We start from the raw sequence: 22,987 nt of genomic DNA on the forward strand, positions 1-22,987 counted from the left end.
TGGAAACTCATACTTAGGTTTGTACGTCGGACTTGTTCGGCCCGATTCCGAGCGCCTCGCTCATTCTCACGAGGTCTGCCAGCGACTTCGCGCCCATCTTGCGCATGATCTGGCCGCGATAGATCTTGACGGTGATTTCCGCCAATCCGAGTTTGGCGGCGACCTGCTTGTTCATCAGGCCGGACGTCACCAGCGACAAGACGTCCCGCTCCCGCGAGGACAGTGACTCGAAGCGTGATCTGAGCGTGGAGACGGTCTTGTTGAGGTCGCGCCGTTTGCGATCTCGCTCGATCGCGGCCTGGACTGCGTCCAGAATATCCTGGTCGCGCACCGGCTTCGTCAGGAAATCGATCGCGCCGCTCTTCATCGCTCGAACGGTCATGGGAATATCGCCATGACCGGTAATGAAGATGATGGGCGTGTGGATATTTGCCTTGGCAAGATCGGCCTGGAGATCAAGGCCGCTGACTCCAGGCAGGCGGATGTCGAGCACCAGGCAGCTGGGGACTTCCGGCGGCTTCGCCTGAAGGAGTTGCGGCGCCGAGCCGAATGCCTCGACCTTGAGGCCGACCGACTCGAAAAGATTGGTGAGCGCCCGGCGCATGGAAGCGTCATCGTCGACCACGAAGACGATTGGCTCATCGCCGTCCTCCTGCTGAGGGGAATGCCCCGCGCGCTCGGTCACGACGTTTCCTCTCGATCAAGCGGCAGGGTGATCTGAAAGGTCGCGCCGCGCCCTTGGTTCGGTGCGGCGGAAAGCCGTCCGCCATGGGCTTCGATGATGGAGCGACAGATCGACAGCCCCATGCCCATGCCGGACGATTTCGTGGTGAAGAACGGCGTGAACAGGCGGTCTATCGACTGCTCACAGACGCCGACGCCGCAGTCGGAAACGCTGAGCAGCATCGCGCCGTCACCGCTCGCTGCCGAACGGATCGCCAGCTCGCGCGGGCGATCATTGACGCCTTCCATGGCCTCGATCCCGTTCATGATCAGGTTGATCAGAACCTGCTGCAATTGGATGCGATCGCCAACGATCTTGGGCAGCGCCGACGACAGCTCCATTCGAATCGACACTGCGTGACTGGCCATCTCGCGCTGAACGAGCGCGACCGCCTCCCGCACGACGCCGTTGACGTCGAGCGGAGCCATCTCGACCTCGGTCCGCTTGGCGAGCGCCCGAACCCGGCGGATCACGTCGCTGGCACGCGTGCCGTCCTCGATGATCCACTCCACGGAGCGGCGCGCCGCCTTGAGATCGGGCGGACTGCGCTGCAGCCAGCCGAGGCACGCGTCAGCATTGGCTATCACTGCGGCGAGCGGCTGGTTGATCTCGTGCGCAATCGAAGCGGTCAGTTCGCCCAGTGTCGTAACGCGCGTCACGTGGGCGAGTTCGGCTTGAGCCTTGCGCAGCGCCGCTTCCGCCTGATCGGCACGGATGGCGGCGGTCACGTCGGTGCAGACGCCACGATATCCGAGAAAAGTGCCGTCGGCGCCGAAGAGCGGCTTGCCGCTGGTCCGGACATAGATCGGCTGGCCGTTGCGATCCTTGCTGCGATACACGAGGTCGCGGAATGGAACGTGAGCGTCGAGCGCCGCGCGATGTTCTTGCCACTTCTCGGGCTCGAGAGCGGCGTCCGGAGCAATGTCCCACCGCGTCAGTCCGATCAATCCCGCAGGCGCGGTGATGGTATCGGAGTGTTCCGATATCTGGGTCACGCGATGGTCGGGTCCCGTCTCCCAGAACCAGTCGGAGGCGGTTTCGGCATAATCGCGAAAGCGCTGCTCGCTGTCACGCAGCCTGCGCTCGGCCTCTTTGGTCGCCGTGATATCGGACACCGACCCGACGAATTCGACCTGACCGCTGGCATCCCGCGCCGCCCGGGCCACCGCGCGGACGTACTTGATCGAGCCGTCGCCCATCACCAGTCGGTACTCGTGATCGTAATCCTTGCACTCGCGTGCCGCCCGACCCGTGGTCTGGAGCACCGCAGGCCGGTCCTCGGGATGGATGCGCTCGAGCATGCGCGGGATCTTTGGCTTGGTTCCCTCCTCGAATTGGAAGATGCGATAGGTTTCCTTGGACCAGGTGATCTCGCCGGTTGCGGCGCTCCAGCCGAAACTCCCGGTGTGGCTCAATTCCTGCGCCTGCGCGAGGTAAGCCTCGCTCTGTCGCAGTGCATTCTCCGCTTCCTTTCGCTCGGTGATGTTCTCGCAGGCCACCAGCACGAGCGGCTCGCCATCGGCCCGCAACATGGCCTTGGCGTTCTCACGCACCCATAGCACCGAGCCGTCCTTGCGAACCTTCCGGATTTCCCAGGTGTGTGACTGATCAATGGTCTTAAGGCATAGCGCGACACACGATCGGACGAAGTCGCGATCTTCCTCGAAGAAGACATCCATCACCGATCGGCCGATCAATTCCGCGGCCGTATAGCCCAGCTGTGCCGCGCCGAAACTGTTCACGTTGATCACGGTTCCGGCCCGATCGACCATGAAGTACATGACCGGGTTGTGTTCGAAGACCTGCTGCCACGGCTTGACCGCCTCGAGCAGACCAGCGTCAGGCTCGGTGCGAGGCCTGGCAGCGACAACCTGCCTGACGCAGCCGATGAGGAATTGCGCGGCTGACTTTCCGAACGTTGCTGCCCGGCCCGACTTCATCGCAGACGCTCCCGGCGCTCTCTGCGTGCACACGAGTAGAGCACGTTGCCGCGAGAGGAGCAATTCCGGCCAAAGTGGGGGGCAGGGAGGGGCGTTTCGCCTTTGAACGACTGCGCGCGGGAGGATGCACTCCGACGCGCCAAGCAAGCCGTTCCAGGCCGATTTTTTTCGCGGTGCCCGTGCAAGGCGCGCATCGTGCGTCGTCTCGTTGAACGGGAATAAGCCGTTGGTCCCCGCAACTACCGGGCAAACCTAGGTATAGCTGCTCCATTCCAAGTCATGCTGCACATTTACCTCCGTACAATTGAGCGCATCGTACCGGGGACCTAGTCTCGTGACCATCGGGAGTGTCGACACCCAAGAACGGGCACCTTCATTTCTCGACAGCCGCGTCGCTGCAATTCACGGCCCGCATGAAGTCGAGGGAACGACTGGCGCAAGCAAGAGAGGGAGAGAACAATGTGCGATACGTCGCAACTTCCTGAGCGTCGCCTATCCGAGTCCGAACGTTGCTCTTCGGTCAATGGCTGTGCCGTGTGCGGCGGCAAATTCGGTCTGATCCGCTACTATTCCTGGCGCACCGCGCTCTGTTCCAAGAAGTGTGTCGATCGCTTCCGCACCCGCCGCGAACGCGACCGCCGGTGGTTGTTCCGGGCTCAGGTTGCCTGAGGCGAATTGGAGAACTGACCTCGTTCCGAAGGACTGACTCGGGAGCCCGTGCGTTGAAGCGCTCATGCAAGCTCTTGTGCTCGATGATTCTCCTCGGCTCCACTGCGGTCCAAGCACAGGAGATTGGACAGGGTGCCGTCCATCGCCAGCACCCACCCCAGGACCAGGCGCTGCACGAACAATTCTATTCGACCTGGCACATGCCGGACAATCCGAGCGTCAGTTGCTGCAACAGCGCTGACTGCTATCCGACCGATATCAAATACATCGACGGCCTGATCTATGCACGGCGCCGGGAGGACGGGAGATACATTCTGGTCCCACCCCAAAAGGTGGAGCGAAACAGGGATAATCCGGACGGCCGAAACCATCTTTGCGCTCCACCACCCGCACTGTCTCCGTTGGACAGCGTTTACTGCTTCGCCTTGGGAGGTGCCACATGAGATTCGCGTTCGTGCTCGTAAACGAACGTACCCCGTTCCGGCAGACCTGGTGCATGCAGTGCTGCGAGCCGATCGGCGGCAGCTATCTCCGCGAGATCGCTACCCGTCTGCCTTACTGCGACTATCAGTGCTACGCGCTGTTCTGCCAGGCGCTCGCGACAAATGACGTGAGGGCGGCTTCATGAAATTCGTGGTGGTCAATCACGAGCCGCCGTCGTGCCCGGCCACCTGCAGCACCTGCTCGCGGTCGATCCGGTCCGGCTATGTCCGGCATGTGCAGACAAAGCTCCGTTACTGTGACCACGATTGCTACCGGCGAGGCGAACTCGTGAGGAGGTCGATGTATTGGTCGGGGTGGCTGACAGAGCCGGCCACGGCGAGCCTCGAGGTCGTCGCCGGCAACATCATCGAGATGTTGGCGGTCATGACTGCCGTCTCGTGCTGGAGCTGCACGATATTTATCTGGACCTTCGCAAGAGCCTCGACCGGCGCCCACTTGGACGGTCGCGATCGGATCGCAACGGAAGGAGGAGAGATCTAGCTGCGCGACTGCACTCGCGTGGAAGCCGCAGCGACGCAACCTTGCAGGCGCCCGTGTCCAGCCCCGGCGGCGTCGACTAGGGAGCGGGCGCTGCGGCCGCTACGGGTGCCGTTGCTCCGGCCTCGTGCGTCACGACGCGTTCGTCGCTCTTGCCGGCGACCATGCTGCTATCCTCGAACCGCGCGCGATAGACCAGCACGTTCTCGATCACGCGCTGGACGTAGTTGCGCGTCTCCGACAGCGGGATGCGCTCGACCCAGTCGACCGGGTCGACCTTGGGATCCCGGGGGTCGCCACGCGCCTGCACCCAGTCGCGAACGCGGCCGCGGCCGGCATTGTAGCCGGCGAAGGTCATGATCTGGTTGCCGCGATATTCCGAGAACAGCGCGCTGAGCTCGGCGGCGCCCATCTGCGTGTTGTAGACGGGATCGGAGACCATCCTGTCCCAATCGTAAGTCAGGCCGAAGCGCTTTGCGGTGTCGCGTCCCGCTACCGGCGTCACCTGCATCAGCCCGACCGCGTTGGCATGCGACTTGTCGCGCTGCTCGAACGAGCTCTCGGTGCGCGCCACCGAATAGATCACGCTGGTATCGATCGCGGGCGCGACCTGCTTGTGCTCGGGGATACCGATGGTGGGAAAGGCGTAATGGTCGAGCGCGAGCCCGCGCGCCAGCGCCGTCTTGCCGACCTCCAGCATCACGCGGGCATCGTTGCGACGCCGGGCGAGCTCGCCCAGCGCTTCGAGCGCGGCGACGTCGGTGCTCTCCTTGGCAAAGTCCTCGGCGTAATAGAACACCAGGTCGCGCTCGCCGATGCCGTAGAGCATGTCGGCGGCGCGCACGCGCTCGTCCGCGGGCGGCGTATCGGCGGCGGCCAGGACATGCGCGGGCGCTCGCAGCTCGACGCGGTCGAGGCCGAGCTTGGCGCGCGCCAGCTGGCCGTAATAGGCGGTCGGATAGCGCGAGGCCGCCCGATAGCTCATGCGCGCATCGGCCACGGCACCCATCGCCTCGGCGGCGCGGCCGCGCCAGTAATGGGCGCGCGACAGCGCGATCGGATTGGCCGAGCCCTCGTCGACCGTGACGAAGTGCACCATCGCCGTCCTGGGATCATCGAGAAAGCGCAACGCGATCCAGCCGCACATGAAATGATAGTCGACGCGATAGACTTCCTTGTCCGGCACCGCGGCCGTGCGCACCACGTCATAGGCGGTTTTGAACTTGCCCTGGTCGAGCAGCTTGCGTGCAAGCATGCGCCGCTCGCGCCACCAGGCATCGGTGTCCTGCGCCGCCATGGTCTCGGGCGCGGCGGCCAGGATCACCTCGGCGGCATCGTCGATGCGATCGTTCTGGAGATGCCATTGGGCGCGGCATAGCACATAGCCGAGATCGCGCCGCGCTTCGCCCGGCACGTCCTCGAGATAATCCTTGGCCTTGCTGGCCTTGCCGGTTACGGCTGCGCAGGCCTTGACGATCGCGAGCGCGTCCTCGCCGAGCCGTTTCGCGGCGCGCCGCGCAGCCGCGTAGTCCTTGGCACCGAGCCGCTTGTCCATGCGGGCGCGATGATCGTCCGCGGTGAGGAGATCTCCGAACGCGTCGTAGGAATCCTGCTCGCTGCGCTCGGACAATTCGTCCGTGCGCCAGGCCTCGCGCACCAGATGCGCGGCCCGGTCGGTATCGCCTTCAGCGCGCAGCACGCGGGCGAGCGCGAACTTGCCCTTGGCGCTGATCGGCCTGTCCATGGTGAATTTGTGCACGGTGGCCGCGTCGCTCTTCTCCTGCCACAGCCGCGCCTCGGCACGGCGGCGCAGCAGCGTGCGGCTCGGCCAGTCCGGATTGGCCGCGAGGAACGCGGCGTAGCGCTTGAAATTCGCCGTGCTCTCGGAATGGCGCAGCATGAACCAGTCCGCGAGCTTCTGCCCGGCGGGATCGGCAATGCGCTCGCGCGCCGCGCTGGCATCCTCGCCCTTGCCCTTGCGCGTGAGGTCGATCACGTCCTTCAGCGCGGCGAGGTCGCCGGTCAGCGGCGGCAACGCCGGTTTGCTGGAAGGCTTGTCGATGGTCTTCGACTTGCGCTTGGCTTCGGCATGCTTGCCGTGGCGCGACTTCGCCGAGGACTTCGCCGCGGCGTGACGCTGCTTGCCGGCTTTCGCCTCATGCGTCTTCTTCGGCGTGGACGATCTGTGACTGCTTTTTGCCGCCAGCCCGGTGGGAACGAGAGCCAATGCGGCCACGGCAACGACACACGCGAGCGAGCGTAGGCACTGGTTCATTCCATGGTCCCCCTGCGAAACCACCACAAACCAAGGTCCGCGACGACATGCGCCTTGAGAATCAAGATACCGGATACGATGCCACGGCATCGTCTTGCATTCCTCACGCTGTCGCAACAATGCGGCGAAATACGGATGTGCTGCGGGAACTCCGGGAACTGAGGCGCTGGCCCCTTTAATCTTTGTTAACGATCCGGGCCTGCGCGACGGTGAGGGCGGTTCAAGGCGCCGGAAGGAACCAGATTGCGCGTGTTCCCGTAGCCGGATGGGTGTATGGAGTTCCCTCCTTCCATCCTTTTGGCCTTTGCCCGCACCTATGCCGATTTTCAACCAGTCGATCCGGCACAAGATCGTCGGCATCGCCCTCGGACTGATCGTCCTGATGCTGGTCACCTCGATCCTGTCGATGGTGATGTCGAGCCAGGTCGGCATCCTGCTGGACGAGCTGACCAATCGCTACATCCCGGCCTACAGCCATCTGGCCCGCGCCAACATCCACTCGCTGGAGCGCGCGCTGGCGCTGCGGCGGATGGTCATGACCAAGATGGAGGCGCCATCGGACGAGCAGGCCTATGCGGCGCGGCTTCGCGATTTCGAGGAATCCGACCGCAAGATCGAGGAGGGCGCCGAGGCCGCACGCAAGCTCATCAACGCGATCATCGACGACCCCAGGACCTATTCCGACAATGCCGCGCTGGGACGGATCGATATCCGCATCGAGACCGCCGTCACCGAGCTGCGCCGCGACCTGAACGAGGACCATGCGAAGCTGCTCAAGCAGGTCGATGCCAGGCAGATGACGGAGGCCCGCGGCACGCTGGAGCACATCGACGTGGTGCGCGACCAGTTCAACCGCAAGGTCGATGCGATCCGCGCCGACATGCTGACGCAGGTCTTCTTCTCGACGTCGCAGGTGATCGGCCGCCAGCATCAGGCGATCGTCGTCTCGGGCCTGGTGACGCTGCTCGCGGCTGTCGTCGGCTTCGTCTTTGCGCTGATGGTGTCCAGCGGCATCACCCGCCCGGTGCGGCTGCTGCTCGCCGGCACCCGCGAGGTCGAGGCAGGCCGCTTCGACAAGACCATCACCGTCTCCACCCAGGACGAGATCGGCGAGCTCGCCGCGGCCTTCAACCGCATGACCGAGCAGCTCCGGCACAACGAGCGCATCCGCGAGACCTTTGGCCGCTACATCGATCCCAAGGTGGTGCAGGGGCTGATCGACCGGCCGGAGGTCGCGATCGACGGCGAGCGCCGGGTCATGACCATCATGTTCTGCGACATGAGCGGCTTCACCTCGATGAGCGAGGGGATGACGCCGCGCGGCCTCGTCAAGGTGATGAACCACTATTTCACGGTGATGTCCGCACCCGTCAGGAACAATCGCGGCATCATCGACAAGTATATCGGCGATGCCATCATGTCCTATTGGGGGCCGCCCTTCATCGAGGACGACGAGCAGGCCCTCCTGGCCGGCATTGCGGCGATCGAGATGGCCGATCAGGTGCCCGCGCTCCAGCGGCAGCTGCCCGACCTGCTCGGCATCCGCGCCATGCCCGCGCCGTGCGATTTGCGGATCGGCATCGCCACCGGCGAGGTGCTGACCGGCAGCATCGGCTCCGAGCTGATGATGAGCTTCACCGTGATGGGCGATGCCGTGAACCTGGCCTCGCGGCTGGAAGCGGTCAACAAGGTCTACGGCACCCGCATCCTAATCTCGCAGGCCACCGCAGAGGCGATCGGATCGCGGCTCGAGCTGCGCGAGATCGATCGCCTGGCGGTCGCCGGCCAGAGCGCGCCGCAGCCGATCTTCGAGGTGATGGCGAGGGCGGGCGCGCTCACCGATGCGCAAGCCAGCCTGCGCACGCACTATGCCGAGGCGCTTGCCGCCTATCGTATCAGGCGCTTCGATGCGGCGCGCGCTGCATTCAACGCGGCCCTCGAAGCCGTTCCCGGTGACGGGCCCTCGCGCACGATGCTCGGCCGCATCGCGCAGCTCGAGGCGAGCCCGCCCGACGAGGCATGGGACGGTGCCTGGCGGCTCGACAGCAAATAGGCTGCCCGCACCGGAAAAATTGCTTCTGCTCGATAACGATGTTCGCCGTGACCTATTTCCCGGGCTTAGGTTGAATGTCCTTGAGGCGTTTGATGGGGACACGCCGATGCCAGAACTTCAGGACAGGCTGGAACGGTTTGAGACGCTCACCGCCGAATGCGAGCTGATCGCCAAGCTCGCCACCGATGGCAGCAAGCGCGAGTTCTATCTGAAGCTTTCGGAGCAATACCGTCAGTTGGCGGTCGACATGCGGCAGGCGATCGCGACCGAGGCTGCGGCCTGAGGCCGGCTGCAATCCGTTCTTAAGGTTTGGCGCGCATCCTGATGGCATGCGGGCGTCGCTGATAGGTGATGCCCGTGGTGGGAAGGCCGGGGTTCGTTGCAATGCAGCGTATCCCGTGAACGTGATTTGCCATGCCTGTTTGCCATGCCTGACAGGGGCATCCCATGCGCCTCGTTGCCGTGATCATCATCGCGCTCATGACGGCGGCCTGCGATCAGGAGCAGGACATCACCGGCTCGACGCCGCCCTGTCCCTTGCGGAACTACAGCTACAATCCCCGCGACATGAACCAGTGCGTCAACGCCTGCAAGGCATGCGATCGCGGCACGACCGTCACCTGCTCGACCTCCTGCACCCTCAAGGGCGCGCGCTGACGGCTGCCCCGGAGCTGCCTCGCGCAACCGGCGGTGCTTGGGCACCGGAACGATTCACTTGGGTTAATCATTGAAGAGGCGGCAGGACGTGGAGTCCGATGGAAATGGGTATGCTCGATCCCGGTCGATTTCTGGTGTCGTGCTCGCATTGCGAGGCCTGGCCGATGGCCGCCAATGTGAAGCGGTCGAGCTGGTCGGCGTCTCCGCATGAGGTCGGGTTCGTCTGCACGCGCTGCCGCCGCGAGGAAACCGCGATCGTCTCGGCCTCCGGCGAACTGACCCCGGTCAAGCGCGTCGATGTTCCGCCACGCGATGTCACGGCCGCCTGGGCCCAGGCGCAACGTCCGCGCGGACGGACCTGAGCGCCGCCCAACGGTCGATTGACACGCTGCCGGGGCGACACGTAAATGGCCGGCGACGGTTCTCCTCACGGAGATCAAAAGGGAATGTGGTGCGGGATGTCCCAATGCCGGGATCTATGCCAACGCCACGGCTGCCCCCGCAACTGTAAGCGGTGAATCTTTCGTCCTGTGCCACTGGGAATCTCGGTCCTGGGAAGGCGACGCAAGGTCACGACCCGCGAGCCAGGAGACCTGCCGTCAGCCGTGGTCACACGCGAAGATGTCGGTCGGGGAGTACAGACATTGGCTTCATCGGAGCAGTCCGCCGCTCTGCCGTGAAACCTCGTTCGCTGTGACGTGCCACTGACGTCATACCGAGGTTACAACAATGTCCCGTCTCGTTTCTGCCGCCCGGCGCCTCAGCGCCGGCCTGCTCGCGTCCGTCTCGCTCCATTCGCTCGATCTATCCTCCGCCTTCGCCCAGCAGGGGCTTGCCGAGCAATTGCCGCCGATCGAGGTGAGCAAGCCCGCCGATCAGAACCGCACGCGGGCGAGGGCGACCGGTGAGGGCGAGGCGACGCGGCCGCGACGCACCGCGAACGTTGCGCCGCCAGGCGATGGCACCGGCTCATCCGGCTCGGGCTCGGAGGCTGTCGCCGGCGGCGGCGGTATCGTCGGGGCCGCCACGACCGTGATCACGGCCGCGGATATCGCGCATTCGCCGTCGCAGGCGCTTGCCGAGATCATCGCCACGCAGGTGCCGGGAGCCCAGATCACGACGTTCTATGGCGGCCAGATCGGCGCCAAGACCAGCGTGGACCTGCGCGGCTTCGGCGCCTTTGCCACCGCCAACACGCTGGTGCTGGTCAACGGCCGGCGGCTCAACGACGTCGACATGGCGCAGGTGGACCTCTCCACCATCCCGCTCAATTCCATCGAGCGCATCGAGATCACGCGCGGCAATTCCGGCGCGGTGCTCTACGGCGACAACGCGGTCGGCGGCGTGATCAACATCGTCACCAAGACCGGCGCCGGCGGACCGCCCGTGACTGCGCGCATCGAGGCCGGCTTCGGCTCGTTCAACACCAAACTCGGCAACGTCTCGACCGCGCTCAATTCCGGGCCATGGTCGACCTCGTTCTACGGCAATGCCGTCAGGACCGACGGCTATCGCGACAACAATCGCTATTCCCAGCAAAACGGCGTCGGCAATCTCAACTACACCACGCCAGGCCTGAGCGCGTTTCTCACCGTCACCGGCGACAATCAGGAACTGCGGCTGCCGGGCGGCCGCACCGTCGATCCCTCGATCGGCCTCGACGAGCTCAGGACCAACCGCCGAGGCACCAGCACGCCGTTCAATGCCGCCAACCAGCAGGGCTTCAGCGCGACGGCCGGGTTTACCAGGACCCTGGTCAATGGCGTCGATCTCATCGTCGACGGCGGTGTGCGCGACAAGAAGCAGCAGAGTGCGTTCTTCTCCAGCCCGACGCCGGTTCCGGCCTTCTTCACCTCGACTTATGTCGAGTCCCAACTGACGAATTGGTCGATCACGCCGCGGCTCAGCGTGAAGAGCCTGCTGCTCGGCCTGCCGTCGCAGCTGCTGACCGGCATCGATTATTACGATGCGAGCTTCGAGCAGAACCGCGGCGCCGGGCAGGGGCTCGCCGCCTGGCACAATTACGACCTGAGGCAGCAGACGGTCGCAGGTTATTTCCAGCACACATTGGGCGTGCTGCCCACGACCGACGTCTCCTACGGCGTGCGGATGCAGAACGTCCGTCTTGCGGCACGCGACAATTTCGACGCGGCGGCGCCGTTCAACGCCGATATCGGTGCGCTGCCGCTGACGAACGACGAGACCCAATACGCGCTGCATCTCGGAGCCGAGCATCGTCTCAACGACGTGGTCTCGCTGTTCGCTCGCGCCGCGCGCGCGTTCCGCACGCCTGACGTCGACGAGCGCCTGTCCTCGGGGCCGTCCTTCGATCCCCTGACTTTCGCCGCGATCCCGCAAACGTTCCAGCTCAAGACCCAGACCTCGCAGGACATCGAGGGCGGTCTGCGCATCAAGGGCGGCGGTCTGCAGCTGCAGAGCAGTCTCTATCTGATGGACCTCACCAACGAGGTCCATTTCAACCCGGTCCTGTTCTACAACACCAATCTCGACCCGACTCGGCGCTACGGCTCGGAGACCAGTCTGTCCTATCGCGTCAACGACGCCCTGCTGCTGCGCTCCGGCGTGACCTATACCCGCGCGGTCTTCCGCGAAGGCGCCTGGGCCGGCAACGACGTGCCGCTGGTGTCGCGCTATACGGCGAGTGCGGGTGTCAGCTGGAACATCTGGCAGAACTACCTGGTGCTCGATGCCACCGCGCGCTTCTGGAGCGAGCGGCGCATGGACAACGACCAGGCGGGCACCCAGAAGCCGATCCCGGCCGGCGGCACGATCGACCTCAAGCTCAGCGGCCAGGTTGAGCGCTACTTCTGGTCCTTCGGCGTCAACAATTTGCTGAATGCGCTCTACTACGACTACGCCATCGCCAGCACCTTCACGGACGGCCGCTTCAGTGCCTATCCGCTGCCCGGCCGTACCTATCTGCTCAAGGCCGGCGCCACGTTCTGACTTGGACGCACAGACGCAGGAATCGCGGAAGGCGAATGGATTCACATGCTCACGGGATGACGGAGCGGGCCAGGTGACCTGTGTCGCGCCCTGTCAATCCACCCGCGTGAAAAGATTCCACTTTACCGAAATTCGGAAATGGCGTATGTGTCGCCCATCCCGGCTCATCCAGGAGGGGCGATCTCGAGGTCGTCTTGATCGCGAGCCGGGCTTGCGGTGGACGCGGCAGCGTCGGCACGAGAGGTGCGGGCAGGGCGGGTAGTCCCTGTGAGTCCGTAACCGCGTGCAGACGAACGGCGCTGCTAGGCTTCGTCTCGCTCGTAAGTTTCCGGCTTCGTCGACTGGGCCTGGGAATACTGCGGCGACATGGCGGGCCGTGTGTACGGCAAAACCGTGTGGTCCTGGCCGTCGTTGCTACGGTCAAGCTTCCGCGGAGGTGCGAGCGAGCCTAACCGGGCAGACTGCATCATCCAATTCGCGGGGCGAGGGAGGCCAGAAGGAAAGTTCGGCTCCCGGGAGAGCACGGCATAAGCCGTCCGACCACCGCGCAGGGAAGGCCGAGTGATCGGCACCACCTGTATGCTGCTGTGCGGTTCTTCTGCGTGTGCATTTTGCGCAGCGGACCGCGGGTGCGTTGTCAGCACCCGGCCTTCCCTGTGCCCTCTTGGATTTGAGGGTGGAGACGCGAGCAAAGCTCGGGCGAATTTGAGCTGCGAGGCTGCGAAGGCGTGTCCTCTTGAAGATCTCATGTCGCCGCATTGGACCGTGTCGCTCTGGGTCCCGGCTCTGCGCCGCAACGCTTGCGCGTTGCGGCTTGTCCGGGACACGGCGGAGCGATAGAGGCCGACTCACTTTGTGTCTGTTTCTGTCATTCAGCGCCACGCTGGCGCGCCTCCCGAGTTTTGAAATCAGAGGTTGTGGATCGCCTTCCTTGCGAGGTATCCAAGTATGCCGACCCGTGTCTTCCTGGTAACGAATGTGCCGTCCACGCAACACTCATTCCGGATTTAACCGTCATCGCCGGTGGTTCGCATCACCGCCGCTTTTTGGCCACACCCGAACATGAATAAAATCACTCTAAGTTTTTGAAGGGCAGCGGCGGTCCCAAGGGGCGCCGGAAAATCCCAAGGTCGATTCAAATCTTGGCTCTGATTTTTCGGGTCTGAAAGGGTCGACCGGGGAAACTGGTTTGCGATGCGCACGAAGATTGACAAGCAGAAGCTGCCGAGCCGTCACGTGACGGAAGGCCCTGCGCGCGCGCCGCACCGGTCCTATTTCTACGCAATGGGTCTGACCACCGAGCAGATCCACCAGCCCTTCGTCGGCGTCGCGTCCTGCTGGAATGAAGCTGCACCCTGCAACATCGCGCTGATGCGCCAGGCTCAGGCGGTGAAGAAGGGCGTGGCGTCGGCCGGCGGCACCCCGCGCGAGTTCTGCACCATCACCGTGACCGACGGCATCGCCATGGGCCATGACGGCATGCGCTCGTCGCTGCCGTCGCGCGAATGCATCGCCGATTCCGTCGAACTCACCGTTCGCGGCCATGCCTATGACGCCCTGGTCGGGCTCGCCGGCTGCGACAAGTCGCTGCCCGGCATGATGATGGCGATGGTCCGTCTCAACGTGCCCTCGATCTTCATCTATGGCGGCTCGATCCTGCCCGGCACGTTCCGTGGGCAGCAGGTCACCGTGCAGGACATGTTCGAGGCGGTCGGCAAGCACTCGGTCGGTGCCATGTCGGACGAGGACCTCGACGAGATCGAGCGCGTGGCGTGCCCCTCGGCGGGCGCCTGCGGCGCGCAGTTCACCGCCAACACCATGGCGACCGTCTCCGAGGCGATCGGCCTCGCCCTGCCTTACTCGGCCGGTGCCCCGGCACCGTATGAAATCCGCGACGCGTTCTGCATGACCGCGGGCGAGAAAATCATGGACCTGATCGCGTCCAACATCCGGCCGCGCGACATCGTTACCCGCAAGGCATTGGAGAACGCGGCTGCCGTGGTCGCGGCCTCCGGCGGCTCGACCAATGCTGCGCTGCACCTGCCGGCGATCGCTCATGAGTGCGGCATCAAGTTCGACTTATTCGACGTCGCCGAAATCTTCAAAAAGACACCATATGTCGCGGATTTGAAGCCGGGCGGCCGTTATGTCGCCAAAGACATGTTTGAAGTAGGTGGCATACCGCTTCTGATGAAGACGCTGCTCGACAACGGCTTCCTGCACGGTGATTGCCTTACCGTCACGGGCCGCACGATCGCCGAAAACCTCAAGAGCGTGAAGTGGAATCCGCACCAGGACGTGGTGCACCCGGCAGACAAGCCCATCACCGTGACAGGCGGTGTGGTCGGTCTGAAGGGCAATTTGGCGCCAGAAGGTGCGATCGTGAAAGTCGCGGGAATGTCCAACCTCAGGTTCACCGGTCCGGCCAGGTGCTTCGACCGTGAGGAGGATGCGTTCGAGGCGGTCCAGAACCGCACCTACCGCGAAGGCGAAGTCATCGTGATCCGCTACGAGGGGCCCAAGGGCGGCCCCGGCATGCGGGAAATGCTCCAGACCACCGCGGCGCTGACCGGCCAGGGCATGGGCGGCAAGATCGCGCTCATCACCGACGGCCGCTTCTCCGGCGCCACCCGCGGCTTCTGCATCGGCCATGTCGGCCCGGAAGCCGCCATCGGCGGCCCGATCGGGCTGCTCGAGGACGGCGACATCATCGAGATCGACGCGGTCGCCGGTACCCTTAACGTAAAATTGAGCGACGCCGAGCTCGCCCGGCGCAAGACCAAATGGAGCGCTCGCGCGACTAACCACACGTCGGGTGCGCTCTGGAAGTATGCTCAGCAGGTTGGACCAGCGGTCGGGGGGGCAGTGACCCATCCGGGCGGCGCGCACGAGAAACAGTGCTATGCGGACATCTAGGCGTGCCATAGTTGCGTTTGTGTTGGGGGCTAGTGCGCTGGCCGCGCCGGCGCTTGCCTTCGACGGCGCTCCGGTCAACCCGAAGGACGCGACCATTCCGGTCGTGACCAACTTGCCGGGAACCGCGGCGACGGTGCGCGGCAAGATCGCGCCGCGGCCGTGCCGCAGGAGACCTCGCTCAGTGCGCTGCAATATGCGGCGGAGGGCGGCCACCCCATCGCGCAGTGGAAGCTTGGCCGCATGTACGCCAACGGCGACGGCGTCGCCCAGGACGATCTGCGCGCCTTCGAATATTTCAGCCGGATCGCTAACGCGCATGCCGAGGACAGCCCGTCGGCGCCGCAGGCGCAGATCGTGGCCAATGCCTTCGTCGCGCTCGGCCGTTACTATCTCAGCGGCATCCCGAACTCGAAGATCAAGTCGGATCCGGAGCGGGCGCGGGAGATGTTCTCCTATGCGGCGTCCTATTTCGGCAATGCCGACGCGCAATACGATCTTGCCCGGCTGTATCTGAAGACACCGGACGCCTCGCGCGAGGATTTCCGCTACGGCGCGCGCTGGCTCGGTCTCGCCGCGCAGAAGGGCCAGCACCAGGCGCAGGCGCTGCTCGGCCAGATGCTGTTCAACGGCGACCGTCTGCCGCGGCAGGCTGCCCGCGGCCTGATGTGGCTGACCCTGGCCCGTGACAGCGCGGGCACGGAAGAGACCTGGATCAAGGAAAGCTACAACCGCGCCTTCGCCAAGGCCTCCGACGACGACCGCGCCATGGCCCTGCAAATGCTGGAGCAGTGGGTGCAGGGGCGCAGGGAGTAGTCACGGTCCCGTAGGGTGGGCAAAGGCGCAAAGCAAAGCGCCGTGCCCACGATCTCGTTATGATCGGAACAGGTGGTGGGCACGCTTCGCTTTGCCCACCCTACGCAGGTGCGGCATCTCGGCGTGCGTCACGCCGCCTCCAGATCCAGATCCGCCCACACCGGCACGTGATCCGACGGCTTCTCCCAGCCGCGCACATAGCTGTCGATCCCGACATTGGCGAGCTTGTCGCTGGCCTGCGGCGACAGCAGCAGATGGTCGATCCGCAGCCCCTGGTTCTTCTGCCAGGCCCCGGCCTGGTAGTCCCAGAAGGTGTACAGCCCGCCCTCGTCGGTGACTGCCCGCAAGGCGTCGGTCAGGCCGAGGCCGAGCAGGGACTGGAAGCTCTCCCGCGTCTCGGTCTTGAACAGGGCGTCCTCGGTCCAGGCGGCCGGATTGTGCACGTCGCGGGCGTTCGGGATGACGTTGAAGTCGCCGGCGAGGATCAGCGGCTCCTCGGTCTTGAGGCGCTCCTTCGAATAGTCAAGAAGCCGCGACATCCATTTGAGCTTGTAGGGATATTTCTCGGTCCCGACCGGGTTGCCGTTGGGCAGATAGAGGCAGGCGATGCGCAGCACGCCCGACTTGAGCGTCACCACGCCTTCGAGGAAGCGGGCATGAGCATCCTCGTCGTCGCCGGCAAGCCCCGACTTGGTCTCGTCGAAACGGAGCTTGGAGAGCAGGGCGACGCCGTTGAAGGTCTTCTGCCCGTGCGTGACCACGTTATAGCCGAGCGCCTCGATCTCCAGCCGCGGAAAGGCCTCGTCGACGCATTTGATCTCCTGGAGGCAGACGATGTCCGGCTGGCACTCCCTCAGCCAGGTCAGCAGCAGGTCGATCCGCTGCCGGACCGAGTTCACGTTCCAGGTGGCAACTCTGATGGTCATGTCGGCGGGCTCCGGGCAGGGGCCATGGTTAGAACAAACTGCAAACGCGGCCGTCAAGGACGCCGCAAAATCTCCCACAAAATTAACCCGGCTTAAGCGGGCGGCAGGCCATTGATCGTCAACAGGTTCCTCGGATGGGCTGGCCGGACAAAGTCGATGAAGCGAACTGCGCTGCGTGACGGGCTGATCGGCGCCTTCCTGTATTGGCTCGGCGGCTTCGAGATCGAGGATGGACTGACCGCCGGTCTCAGCGAGCGCGAGATCGCCCGCATCCGCGCCAAGCAGATCGATGCCGTGACGCGGCTGATCCCGGTGACGATGGCGGTGACGATGCTGAACGTCGCCATCGTGCTGATCCTGTTCTGGGGCCGCGGCTGGAACGATTTCCTCGCGATCTGGGGTCTGACGCTCGCCACCACCGCCTCGCTCGCGGTGCGCTCATGGCGGAAATCGCATCAGAACCCGCCGCAGGAGGCCTCGCCGCGCGCCGCGCGGCAGATGCTGCGGCAGGCCTTTTTCCTCGCCGCGATCTGGGGCGCGCTGCCGCTCGCTCTGTTCAGCCGTATCGAGCCGACCAGCCAGCTGATCCTGGCCTGCCTGATGGTCGGGATGATGTCCGGCGGCGCCTTCACGCTCTCGACCTTCCCGCGCGCCGGCCTCGTCTATCTCGCCACCATGACGGTCGCCTGCGCCGGCGCGCTGCTGCTGTGCGGCACCGGGCCCTATCTGGTGACGGCGGTGTTCCTGCTGCTGTTCGCATTCTTCATGGCGCGCAACATCGTCTCGCAGGGCAATCTCTTCCTCGGCAATCTCAAGGCCCAGCTCGAGCTGGAGCGGCAAACCGAGATCATCTCGCTGCTGCTGAAGGATTTTCAGGCGAACGCCAGCGACTGGCTGTGGCAGACTGATGCCGAAGGGCGCCTGGTCGATGTGCCCGACCGCTTCGCCGACGTCGCGCAGGTGCCGCTGCCGCTGCTGAAGGGGGCGTATTTCGCCGACGTGCTCGACATGCTCTGCCCCGAGGACAAGAGCGCGGCCTACAACGTCGTCGGCCTGATGGAGCAGAACGAGCCGCTGCACGAGATGAACCTCAAGGTCGTCGCCGGCGGCGAGGCGCGGCTGTGGTCGCTGACCGCGAAGCCGGCCTATGACCGCGAGGGCCAGTTCCTCGGCTATCGCGGCTTCGGACGCGACGTGACCGAGCGCTGGCGCGCGGAAAAGGCCGAGGCCGAGAGCCGTGCCAAGTCCGATTTCCTCGCGGTGATGAGCCACGAGATCCGCACCCCCATGAACGGCGTGCTCGGGCTTGCCAGCATGCTGCTCGAGACCAAGCTCGATCCGGAGCAGCGCGAGGCGGTCAGCACGATCCGCGAATCCGGCGACAATCTCCAGCGCATCCTCAACGACATCCTCGACCTGTCCAAGCTCGAGGCGGGGCGCTTCCAGTTCGAGGCGATCGATTTCACCCCGCAGATGCTGGTCGAGACCGTCGCCAACGTCGCGCGCGCGAGCGTCAAGAGCAACGGCAAGAGCAAGGATTTGGCAATCAGGCTCGAGCTCGATCCGAACCTGCCGCCGACGCTGCGCGGCGACGTCGCGCGCATTCGCCAGGTGCTGCTCAACCTCGCATCGAACGCGGTGAAGTTCACCGACGAAGGCGAGGTGACGATCTCTGCGACCTGTCAGGCGCGCCGCGACCTGCTCGCGACCGTGGAATGGGCGGTGACCGACAGCGGCATCGGCATCGCCCCCGAAAAGCTCGGCCAGCTCTTCAGCGACTTCGCGCAGGCCGATGCCTCGATCAGCCGCCGCTTCGGCGGCACCGGCCTTGGCCTGGCGATCTCCCGGCGCATCATCGAGCAGATGGGCGGCACCATCGGCGTCACCTCGACGCCGGGGCAGGGCTCGACCTTCCGTTTCACGCTGGTGCTGCCCTGGAGCCAGGCGCAGGCATCCGACCAAACGTCGGAGCGCGACGAGGCCGACGTGCTCAAGGCCCGCATCGCCGGCCTCGATCGGCCGCTAAAGGTGCTGGTCGCGGAGGACGATGCGGTCAACCGCATGGTCGTGAGCAAGATGCTAGGGGCCTTCGACGTCGAGCTGCGGGTCGTCACCGATGGCGCCGAGGCCGTCGCGGCGGCATCCGAGGGCAATTACGACGTCGTGCTGATGGATGTGCGCATGCCCGACATGGACGGGCTTGCCGCCACCCGTGCGATCCGCGCGCAGGGCGGGCGCTTCGCAAGCCTTCCGATCGTCGCGCTGACCGCGAACGCTTTCCCCGAGGATGTCAGGATCTGCCGCGAGGCCGGCATGTCGGACTTCCTCGCCAAACCGCTGCGCAAGCCGGCGCTGGTCGCGGCCCTGCTGCGCGCGCTTGATGGCTACGTGATGTCGGACGACGCGCCGCTCCAGCCGGACCTGATGCCGATGGAGATGGAGTGGACGGACGAGGAGAGGCAGGCGACCGGCGCGTAGCCAGTCAGACCGAGAAGCTGGTGCCGCAGCCGCAGGACGCGGTGGCGTTCGGATTGTTGACGCGGAACGAGGCGCCGATCAGGTCATCGACGAAATCGACCTGCGATCCCGCCAGGAACGGCTGTGAGGCGGAATCGACCAGCACCACCGCATTGTCCTGCTCGATCACGAGATCATCGTCGGTCCGGGCACGGTCGATGTCGAACTTGTACTGGAAGCCCGAGCAGCCGCCGCCCTCGACCGAGATGCGCAGCATCGCGCCAGAGCCTTCGCCCTTGAGGATCTCCCCGATCCGGCGTGCGGCCCGATCGCTGATGGTCACGGCAGTGGTCATTGTCGGTCTCCGATAGTCCGGTCGTCCCGCGTGATACCCATTTCATTTGGTATCCCGCGTCCGGCATAGTTAAGTGCAAGGATACGCAGAATCAAATGGATAGGGACTAAATTCGTCGTGTCCGTCGGAATGGCAGCTCCCCGCGCGCCCTATGCCTGCGATCCCGACCGCAGCCGCGGCCGGCGGGTCGCGGAGCCGCCGAGCCGGACCCGCAGCCCGTTCCGGCGGGATTGCGACCGGGTGATCCATTCCACCGCGTTCCGCCGCCTGAAGTACAAGACCCAGGTGTTTGTGTTCCACGAGGGGGACCATTACCGCACGAGGCTAACCCACTCGCTGGAGGTGGCGCAGATCGCTCGCGCACTGGCGCGGCAGCTTGGCCTCGACGAGGACCTCACCGAAACCCTGGCCCTTGCCCACGATCTCGGTCATCCCCCGTTCGGCCATGCCGGGGAGCGGGCGCTGGATGCCTGCCTGAAGCAGTTCGGCGGCTTCGACCACAATGCCCAGACGCTCCGCGTCGTCGCTTCGCTGGAGCACCGCTATCCCGAGTTCGACGGGCTCAACCTGACCTGGGAATCGCTGGAGGGCATCGTCAAGCACAACGGTCCGCTGACCGATCGCAGCGGCGCGCCGGTCGGGCGCTATCGCGAGCACGGCATTCCCGTCGGCATCGCCGACTACGTCAGGACCTACGATCTCGAATTGTGGAGCTTCGCCTCGCTGGAGGCACAGGTCGCCGCCATCGCCGACGACATCGCCTATGACGCCCACGACATCGACGATGGCCTGCGCGCCGGGCTATTCCATCTCGACGATCTCAAGGTGATGCCGCTCACGGCGGAGATCATCGCCGAGACCTCCGCGCATTACCCTGACCTCGAAGACTTCAGGCGCGGCGCCGAGCTGGTGCGCGAGCTGATCTCGCATCTGATCGGCGCGGTATTCGCGCAGGCGCAGAACAACCTTGCCGCGGTGAAGCCGCAATCGGCCCAGGACGTCCGCCAGCAGAGCCGGGCCCTGGTCGCGTTCCCAGCCGAGGTCGCGGAGGAAGAGGCCGCCATCAAGGCCTTTCTCTACCAGCACATGTACCGCCACAAGCGGGTGATGCGGGTGATGGGGGAGGCCGAGGAGATCCTGTTCGACCTGTTCGCGAAATACCTGCAATCCCCTGGCGAACTGCCGCCGGAATGGCTGCTCGGGGCCGAGACGGACAATGAGGGCGACCGGGCGCGCCGGATCGGCAATTTCATTGCCGGAATGACCGACCGTTTCGCCCTGACCGAGCACCAGCGGCTCTTTGACTCGACCCCGGATTTGCGTTAGGCGGCGGCCATGCCCGACACATCCTCAGCACTGCATTTGTTCGCCGACGTGCTCGCACGCGTGCACGCCGCCTGCCGCGCGCTTGCGAAGGACGCAGGCTGGCCCGAGGGCATCGATTTCGCGCGCGTGGTGGTCGAGCCGCCGCGCGATGCCACCCATGGCGACATGGCGACCAACGCTGCCATGGTGCTGGCGAAAGAGGCCAGGGCAAAGCCGCGCGATCTCGCCGAGCAGATCGCAGAGCGGCTTCGGGGGGACGCGCTGATCGCCAAGGTCGACGTCGCAGGTCCCGGCTTCATCAATCTGACCTTGAGGCCGGCCGCCTGGGCCGAGGCGCTGCGGACGGTGCTGCGCGAGGCCGCCGATTACGGCCGCGTCCGCGGCGGCTCCAAGGTGAACATCGAATACGTCTCGGCCAACCCGACCGGGCCGATGCATGTCGGCCATTGCCGTGGCGCCGTGTTCGGCGACGCGCTGGCGAGCCTGCTCCAGTTCGCCGGCCACGACGTCACGCGCGAATATTACATCAACGACGCCGGCGCCCAGGTCGACGTGCTCGCGCGCTCCGCCTTCCTGCGCTATCGCGAGGCGCTCGGCGAGGACATCGGCGCGATCCCGGAAGGGCTCTATCCTGGCGACTACCTCAAGCCGGTCGGACAGGCGCTTGCGACGGAGCACGGCGACAAGCTCCTCGCGGTGAGCGAGGCCGGGTGGCTGCCGACGGTCCGCGCCAAGGCGATCGCGATGATGATGGATGAGATCAAGGACGATCTCGCCGCCCTCAACATCCGCCACGACGTGTTCTTCTCGGAGCGCTCGCTGATCGAGGGCGGCAACAACAAGGTTGCCGAGACCATCGATTTCCTCAAGGCCAAGGGCGACATCTACGAAGGCCGCCTGCCGCCGCCGAAGGGCGCCCCGGTCGAGGACTGGGAAGACCGCGAGCAGTTGCTGTTCAGGGCGACCGCTTACGGCGACGACGTCGATCGTCCGCTGATCAAGTCGGACGGTTCCTACACTTATTTCGCCTCCGACATCGCCTACCACAAGAACAAGTTCGACCGTGGTTTTGCCGAGATGATCGACGTCTGGGGCGCCGATCATGGCGGCTACATCAAGCGCATGCAGGCGGCGGTGAAGGCGACGACGTCGGGCAAGGGCTCGCTCGACGTCAAGATCGTCCAGCTCGTCAAGCTGCTGCGGAATGGCGAGCCGGTCAAAATGTCGAAGCGGAGCGGGGACTTCGTCACCTTGCGTGAGGTGGTGGATGAAGTCGGCCAGGACGCCGTCCGCTTCATGATGCTCTATCGCAAGAACGACGCGGTGCTCGACTTCGACCTCGCCAAGGTCATGGAGCAGTCGCGCGACAACCCGGTGTTCTACGTTCAGTACGGTCACGCCCGCGGCCACTCGATCTTCCGCAACGCGCGGGCCGAAATGTTCCCGGAGCTTCCCGAGGCGACCGACGAACGAATCGCCTGGCTCAGTGAGTCGGCGGTGGAACGGTTATCGGATCCGGTCGAGCTTGAACTTCTCAAGCGCCTCGCAATATATCCTCGTATGCTCGAAGCCGCCGCAGCGGCCCACGAGCCGCACCGAATTGCCTTTTATCTCTATGATTTAGCCAGCGAATTTCATGCACTTTGGACGAAGGGGCGCGATTTGCCCTATTTACGCTTCATTATCAATAATGATGCAGTTCTAACAAAGGCGCGGCTGGCCATGGTCCAGGGCGTCGTCTCGGTTCTGGCATCGGGCCTCGCCATCCTCGGCGTCCATGCTCCGAACGAGATGCGGTAGTTTGGGGCGAACTACTTAAGGGGAATTCGGGGGTAACCGGCAGAAGCCGGATCGCTTAGACTTGGTTGAAAGCCTTGTGGGTCGAAAGCCGTGCCTTGGTCGAGGGGCGCGCGGCTTTCCCGAAGGGA

At 64.8% G+C, this 22,987-nt stretch carries 16 protein-coding genes, 1 pseudogene and 1 riboswitch; of the genes and pseudogenes, 12 read left to right on the forward strand and 5 right to left on the reverse strand.

Going from position 1 to position 22,987, the window contains the following annotated elements; translation table 11 throughout:
* Positions 1 to 13 precede the first annotated feature (13 nt).
* Both WI560_RS14560 and WI560_RS14565 read right to left on the reverse strand, forming a co-directional pair.
* Positions 14 to 685: a response regulator transcription factor gene (locus WI560_RS14560; RefSeq protein WP_375308534.1), complete on the reverse strand. Its 672-nt coding sequence runs from the start codon at positions 683 to 685 to the stop codon at positions 14 to 16.
* Entirely contained in the window at positions 682 to 2,664 is a 1,983-nt protein-coding gene (locus WI560_RS14565; protein WP_375308535.1) for a PAS domain S-box protein, read from the reverse strand. The genes WI560_RS14560 and WI560_RS14565 overlap by 4 nt, the downstream gene beginning before the upstream one ends.
* 459 nt (positions 2,665 to 3,123) lie before the next feature.
* Here WI560_RS14565 and WI560_RS14570 point away from each other — a divergent pair, with 459 nt between their 5' ends.
* Both WI560_RS14570 and WI560_RS14575 read left to right on the forward strand, forming a co-directional pair.
* Entirely contained in the window at positions 3,124 to 3,333 is a 210-nt protein-coding gene (locus WI560_RS14570; RefSeq protein ID WP_135166656.1) for a hypothetical protein, read from the forward strand.
* 439 nt (positions 3,334 to 3,772) lie between these two features.
* Positions 3,773 to 3,961, forward strand: a complete 189-nt coding sequence (locus tag WI560_RS14575; protein ID WP_375308536.1) for a hypothetical protein — start codon at positions 3,773 to 3,775, stop codon at positions 3,959 to 3,961.
* 432 nt (positions 3,962 to 4,393) lie between these two features.
* Here the strand turns inward: WI560_RS14575 and WI560_RS14580 are convergent, their stop codons facing one another.
* Positions 4,394 to 6,589, reverse strand: coding sequence for a transglycosylase SLT domain-containing protein (locus tag WI560_RS14580; RefSeq protein ID WP_375308537.1), 2,196 nt, complete (start codon positions 6,587 to 6,589; stop codon positions 4,394 to 4,396).
* Between the two features lie 316 nt (positions 6,590 to 6,905).
* Here WI560_RS14580 and WI560_RS14585 point away from each other — a divergent pair, with 316 nt between their 5' ends.
* The 7 genes and pseudogenes from WI560_RS14585 (at position 6,906) to WI560_RS14615 (ending at position 15,995) form a co-directional block, all read left to right on the forward strand.
* A complete protein-coding gene (locus tag WI560_RS14585; RefSeq protein WP_375308538.1) occupies positions 6,906 to 8,642 on the forward strand; it encodes an adenylate/guanylate cyclase domain-containing protein in 1,737 nt (578 codons plus the stop codon).
* A 106-nt stretch (positions 8,643 to 8,748) separates the two neighbouring features.
* Positions 8,749 to 8,925 carry a hypothetical protein gene (locus WI560_RS14590; protein ID WP_196236021.1) on the forward strand — a complete coding sequence of 59 codons (177 nt, stop codon included), beginning with the start codon at positions 8,749 to 8,751 and terminating at the stop codon, positions 8,923 to 8,925.
* A gap of 164 nt (positions 8,926 to 9,089) precedes the next feature.
* Positions 9,090 to 9,299 (forward strand): hypothetical protein, encoded by a 210-nt coding sequence (locus tag WI560_RS14595; protein ID WP_375308539.1) that lies wholly within the window; start codon positions 9,090 to 9,092, stop codon positions 9,297 to 9,299.
* 98 nt (positions 9,300 to 9,397) lie between these two features.
* The gene (locus tag WI560_RS14600) at positions 9,398 to 9,661 is read left to right on the forward strand and encodes a hypothetical protein (RefSeq protein WP_375308540.1); all 264 of its coding nucleotides are present in this window, start codon (positions 9,398 to 9,400) and stop codon (positions 9,659 to 9,661) included.
* Between the two features lie 39 nt (positions 9,662 to 9,700).
* Positions 9,701 to 9,915, forward strand: a riboswitch (cobalamin riboswitch).
* A gap of 113 nt (positions 9,916 to 10,028) precedes the next feature.
* Positions 10,029 to 12,266, forward strand: a complete 2,238-nt coding sequence (locus WI560_RS14605; RefSeq protein ID WP_375308541.1) for a TonB-dependent receptor — start codon at positions 10,029 to 10,031, stop codon at positions 12,264 to 12,266.
* A gap of 1,194 nt (positions 12,267 to 13,460) precedes the next feature.
* Positions 13,461 to 15,182 (forward strand): dihydroxy-acid dehydratase, encoded by a 1,722-nt coding sequence (ilvD, locus tag WI560_RS14610; protein ID WP_375308542.1) that lies wholly within the window; start codon positions 13,461 to 13,463, stop codon positions 15,180 to 15,182.
* A pseudogene (locus WI560_RS14615) lies at positions 15,169 to 15,995 on the forward strand (tetratricopeptide repeat protein). The gene ilvD and the pseudogene WI560_RS14615 overlap by 14 nt, the downstream one beginning before the upstream one ends.
* 128 nt (positions 15,996 to 16,123) lie before the next feature.
* On the opposite strand, the gene xth reads toward WI560_RS14615, so the two are convergent.
* Entirely contained in the window at positions 16,124 to 16,921 is a 798-nt protein-coding gene (xth, locus tag WI560_RS14620; protein WP_375308543.1) for an exodeoxyribonuclease III, read from the reverse strand.
* Between the two features lie 156 nt (positions 16,922 to 17,077).
* Between xth and WI560_RS14625 the strand changes: the two genes are divergently transcribed.
* A complete protein-coding gene (locus WI560_RS14625) occupies positions 17,078 to 19,399 on the forward strand; it encodes an ATP-binding protein (RefSeq protein WP_375308544.1) in 2,322 nt (773 codons plus the stop codon).
* Positions 19,400 to 19,403: 4 nt separating this feature from the next.
* Here the strand turns inward: WI560_RS14625 and erpA are convergent, their stop codons facing one another.
* Positions 19,404 to 19,733 carry an iron-sulfur cluster insertion protein ErpA gene (gene erpA / locus WI560_RS14630; RefSeq protein WP_024342679.1) on the reverse strand — a complete coding sequence of 110 codons (330 nt, stop codon included), beginning with the start codon at positions 19,731 to 19,733 and terminating at the stop codon, positions 19,404 to 19,406.
* A 117-nt stretch (positions 19,734 to 19,850) separates the two neighbouring features.
* Here erpA and WI560_RS14635 point away from each other — a divergent pair, with 117 nt between their 5' ends.
* Both WI560_RS14635 and argS read left to right on the forward strand, forming a co-directional pair.
* On the forward strand, positions 19,851 to 21,059 hold the full coding sequence (locus tag WI560_RS14635) for a deoxyguanosinetriphosphate triphosphohydrolase (RefSeq protein ID WP_375308545.1): 1,209 nt from the start codon (positions 19,851 to 19,853) through the stop codon (positions 21,057 to 21,059).
* A 9-nt stretch (positions 21,060 to 21,068) separates the two neighbouring features.
* A complete protein-coding gene (gene argS / locus WI560_RS14640) occupies positions 21,069 to 22,859 on the forward strand; it encodes an arginine--tRNA ligase (protein WP_375308546.1) in 1,791 nt (596 codons plus the stop codon).
* Positions 22,860 to 22,987: the final 128 nt, after the last annotated feature.

This window comes from Bradyrhizobium sp. A11, assembly GCF_042077125.1.
Taxonomy (GTDB): domain Bacteria; phylum Pseudomonadota; class Alphaproteobacteria; order Rhizobiales; family Xanthobacteraceae; genus Bradyrhizobium; species Bradyrhizobium japonicum_B.

Excerpts from the sequence above, each read along its gene's own strand:
- WI560_RS14565 (WP_375308535.1), bottom strand. The coding sequence starts at position 2,664 with ATGAAGTCGGGCCGGGCAGCAACGTTCGGAAAGTCAGCCGCGCAATTC.
- WI560_RS14570 (WP_135166656.1), top strand. The coding sequence starts at position 3,124 with ATGTGCGATACGTCGCAACTTCCTGAGCGTCGCCTATCCGAGTCCGAA.
- WI560_RS14575 (WP_375308536.1), top strand. The coding sequence starts at position 3,773 with ATGAGATTCGCGTTCGTGCTCGTAAACGAACGTACCCCGTTCCGGCAG.
- WI560_RS14580 (WP_375308537.1), bottom strand. The coding sequence starts at position 6,589 with ATGAACCAGTGCCTACGCTCGCTCGCGTGTGTCGTTGCCGTGGCCGCA.
- WI560_RS14585 (WP_375308538.1), top strand. The coding sequence starts at position 6,906 with ATGCCGATTTTCAACCAGTCGATCCGGCACAAGATCGTCGGCATCGCC.
- WI560_RS14590 (WP_196236021.1), top strand. The coding sequence starts at position 8,749 with ATGCCAGAACTTCAGGACAGGCTGGAACGGTTTGAGACGCTCACCGCC.
- WI560_RS14595 (WP_375308539.1), top strand. The coding sequence starts at position 9,090 with ATGCGCCTCGTTGCCGTGATCATCATCGCGCTCATGACGGCGGCCTGC.
- WI560_RS14600 (WP_375308540.1), top strand. The coding sequence starts at position 9,398 with ATGGAAATGGGTATGCTCGATCCCGGTCGATTTCTGGTGTCGTGCTCG.
- WI560_RS14605 (WP_375308541.1), top strand. The coding sequence starts at position 10,029 with ATGTCCCGTCTCGTTTCTGCCGCCCGGCGCCTCAGCGCCGGCCTGCTC.
- ilvD (WP_375308542.1), top strand. The coding sequence starts at position 13,461 with ATGCGCACGAAGATTGACAAGCAGAAGCTGCCGAGCCGTCACGTGACG.
- xth (WP_375308543.1), bottom strand. The coding sequence starts at position 16,921 with ATGACCATCAGAGTTGCCACCTGGAACGTGAACTCGGTCCGGCAGCGG.
- WI560_RS14625 (WP_375308544.1), top strand. The coding sequence starts at position 17,078 with ATGAAGCGAACTGCGCTGCGTGACGGGCTGATCGGCGCCTTCCTGTAT.
- erpA (WP_024342679.1), bottom strand. The coding sequence starts at position 19,733 with ATGACCACTGCCGTGACCATCAGCGATCGGGCCGCACGCCGGATCGGG.
- argS (WP_375308546.1), top strand. The coding sequence starts at position 21,069 with ATGCCCGACACATCCTCAGCACTGCATTTGTTCGCCGACGTGCTCGCA.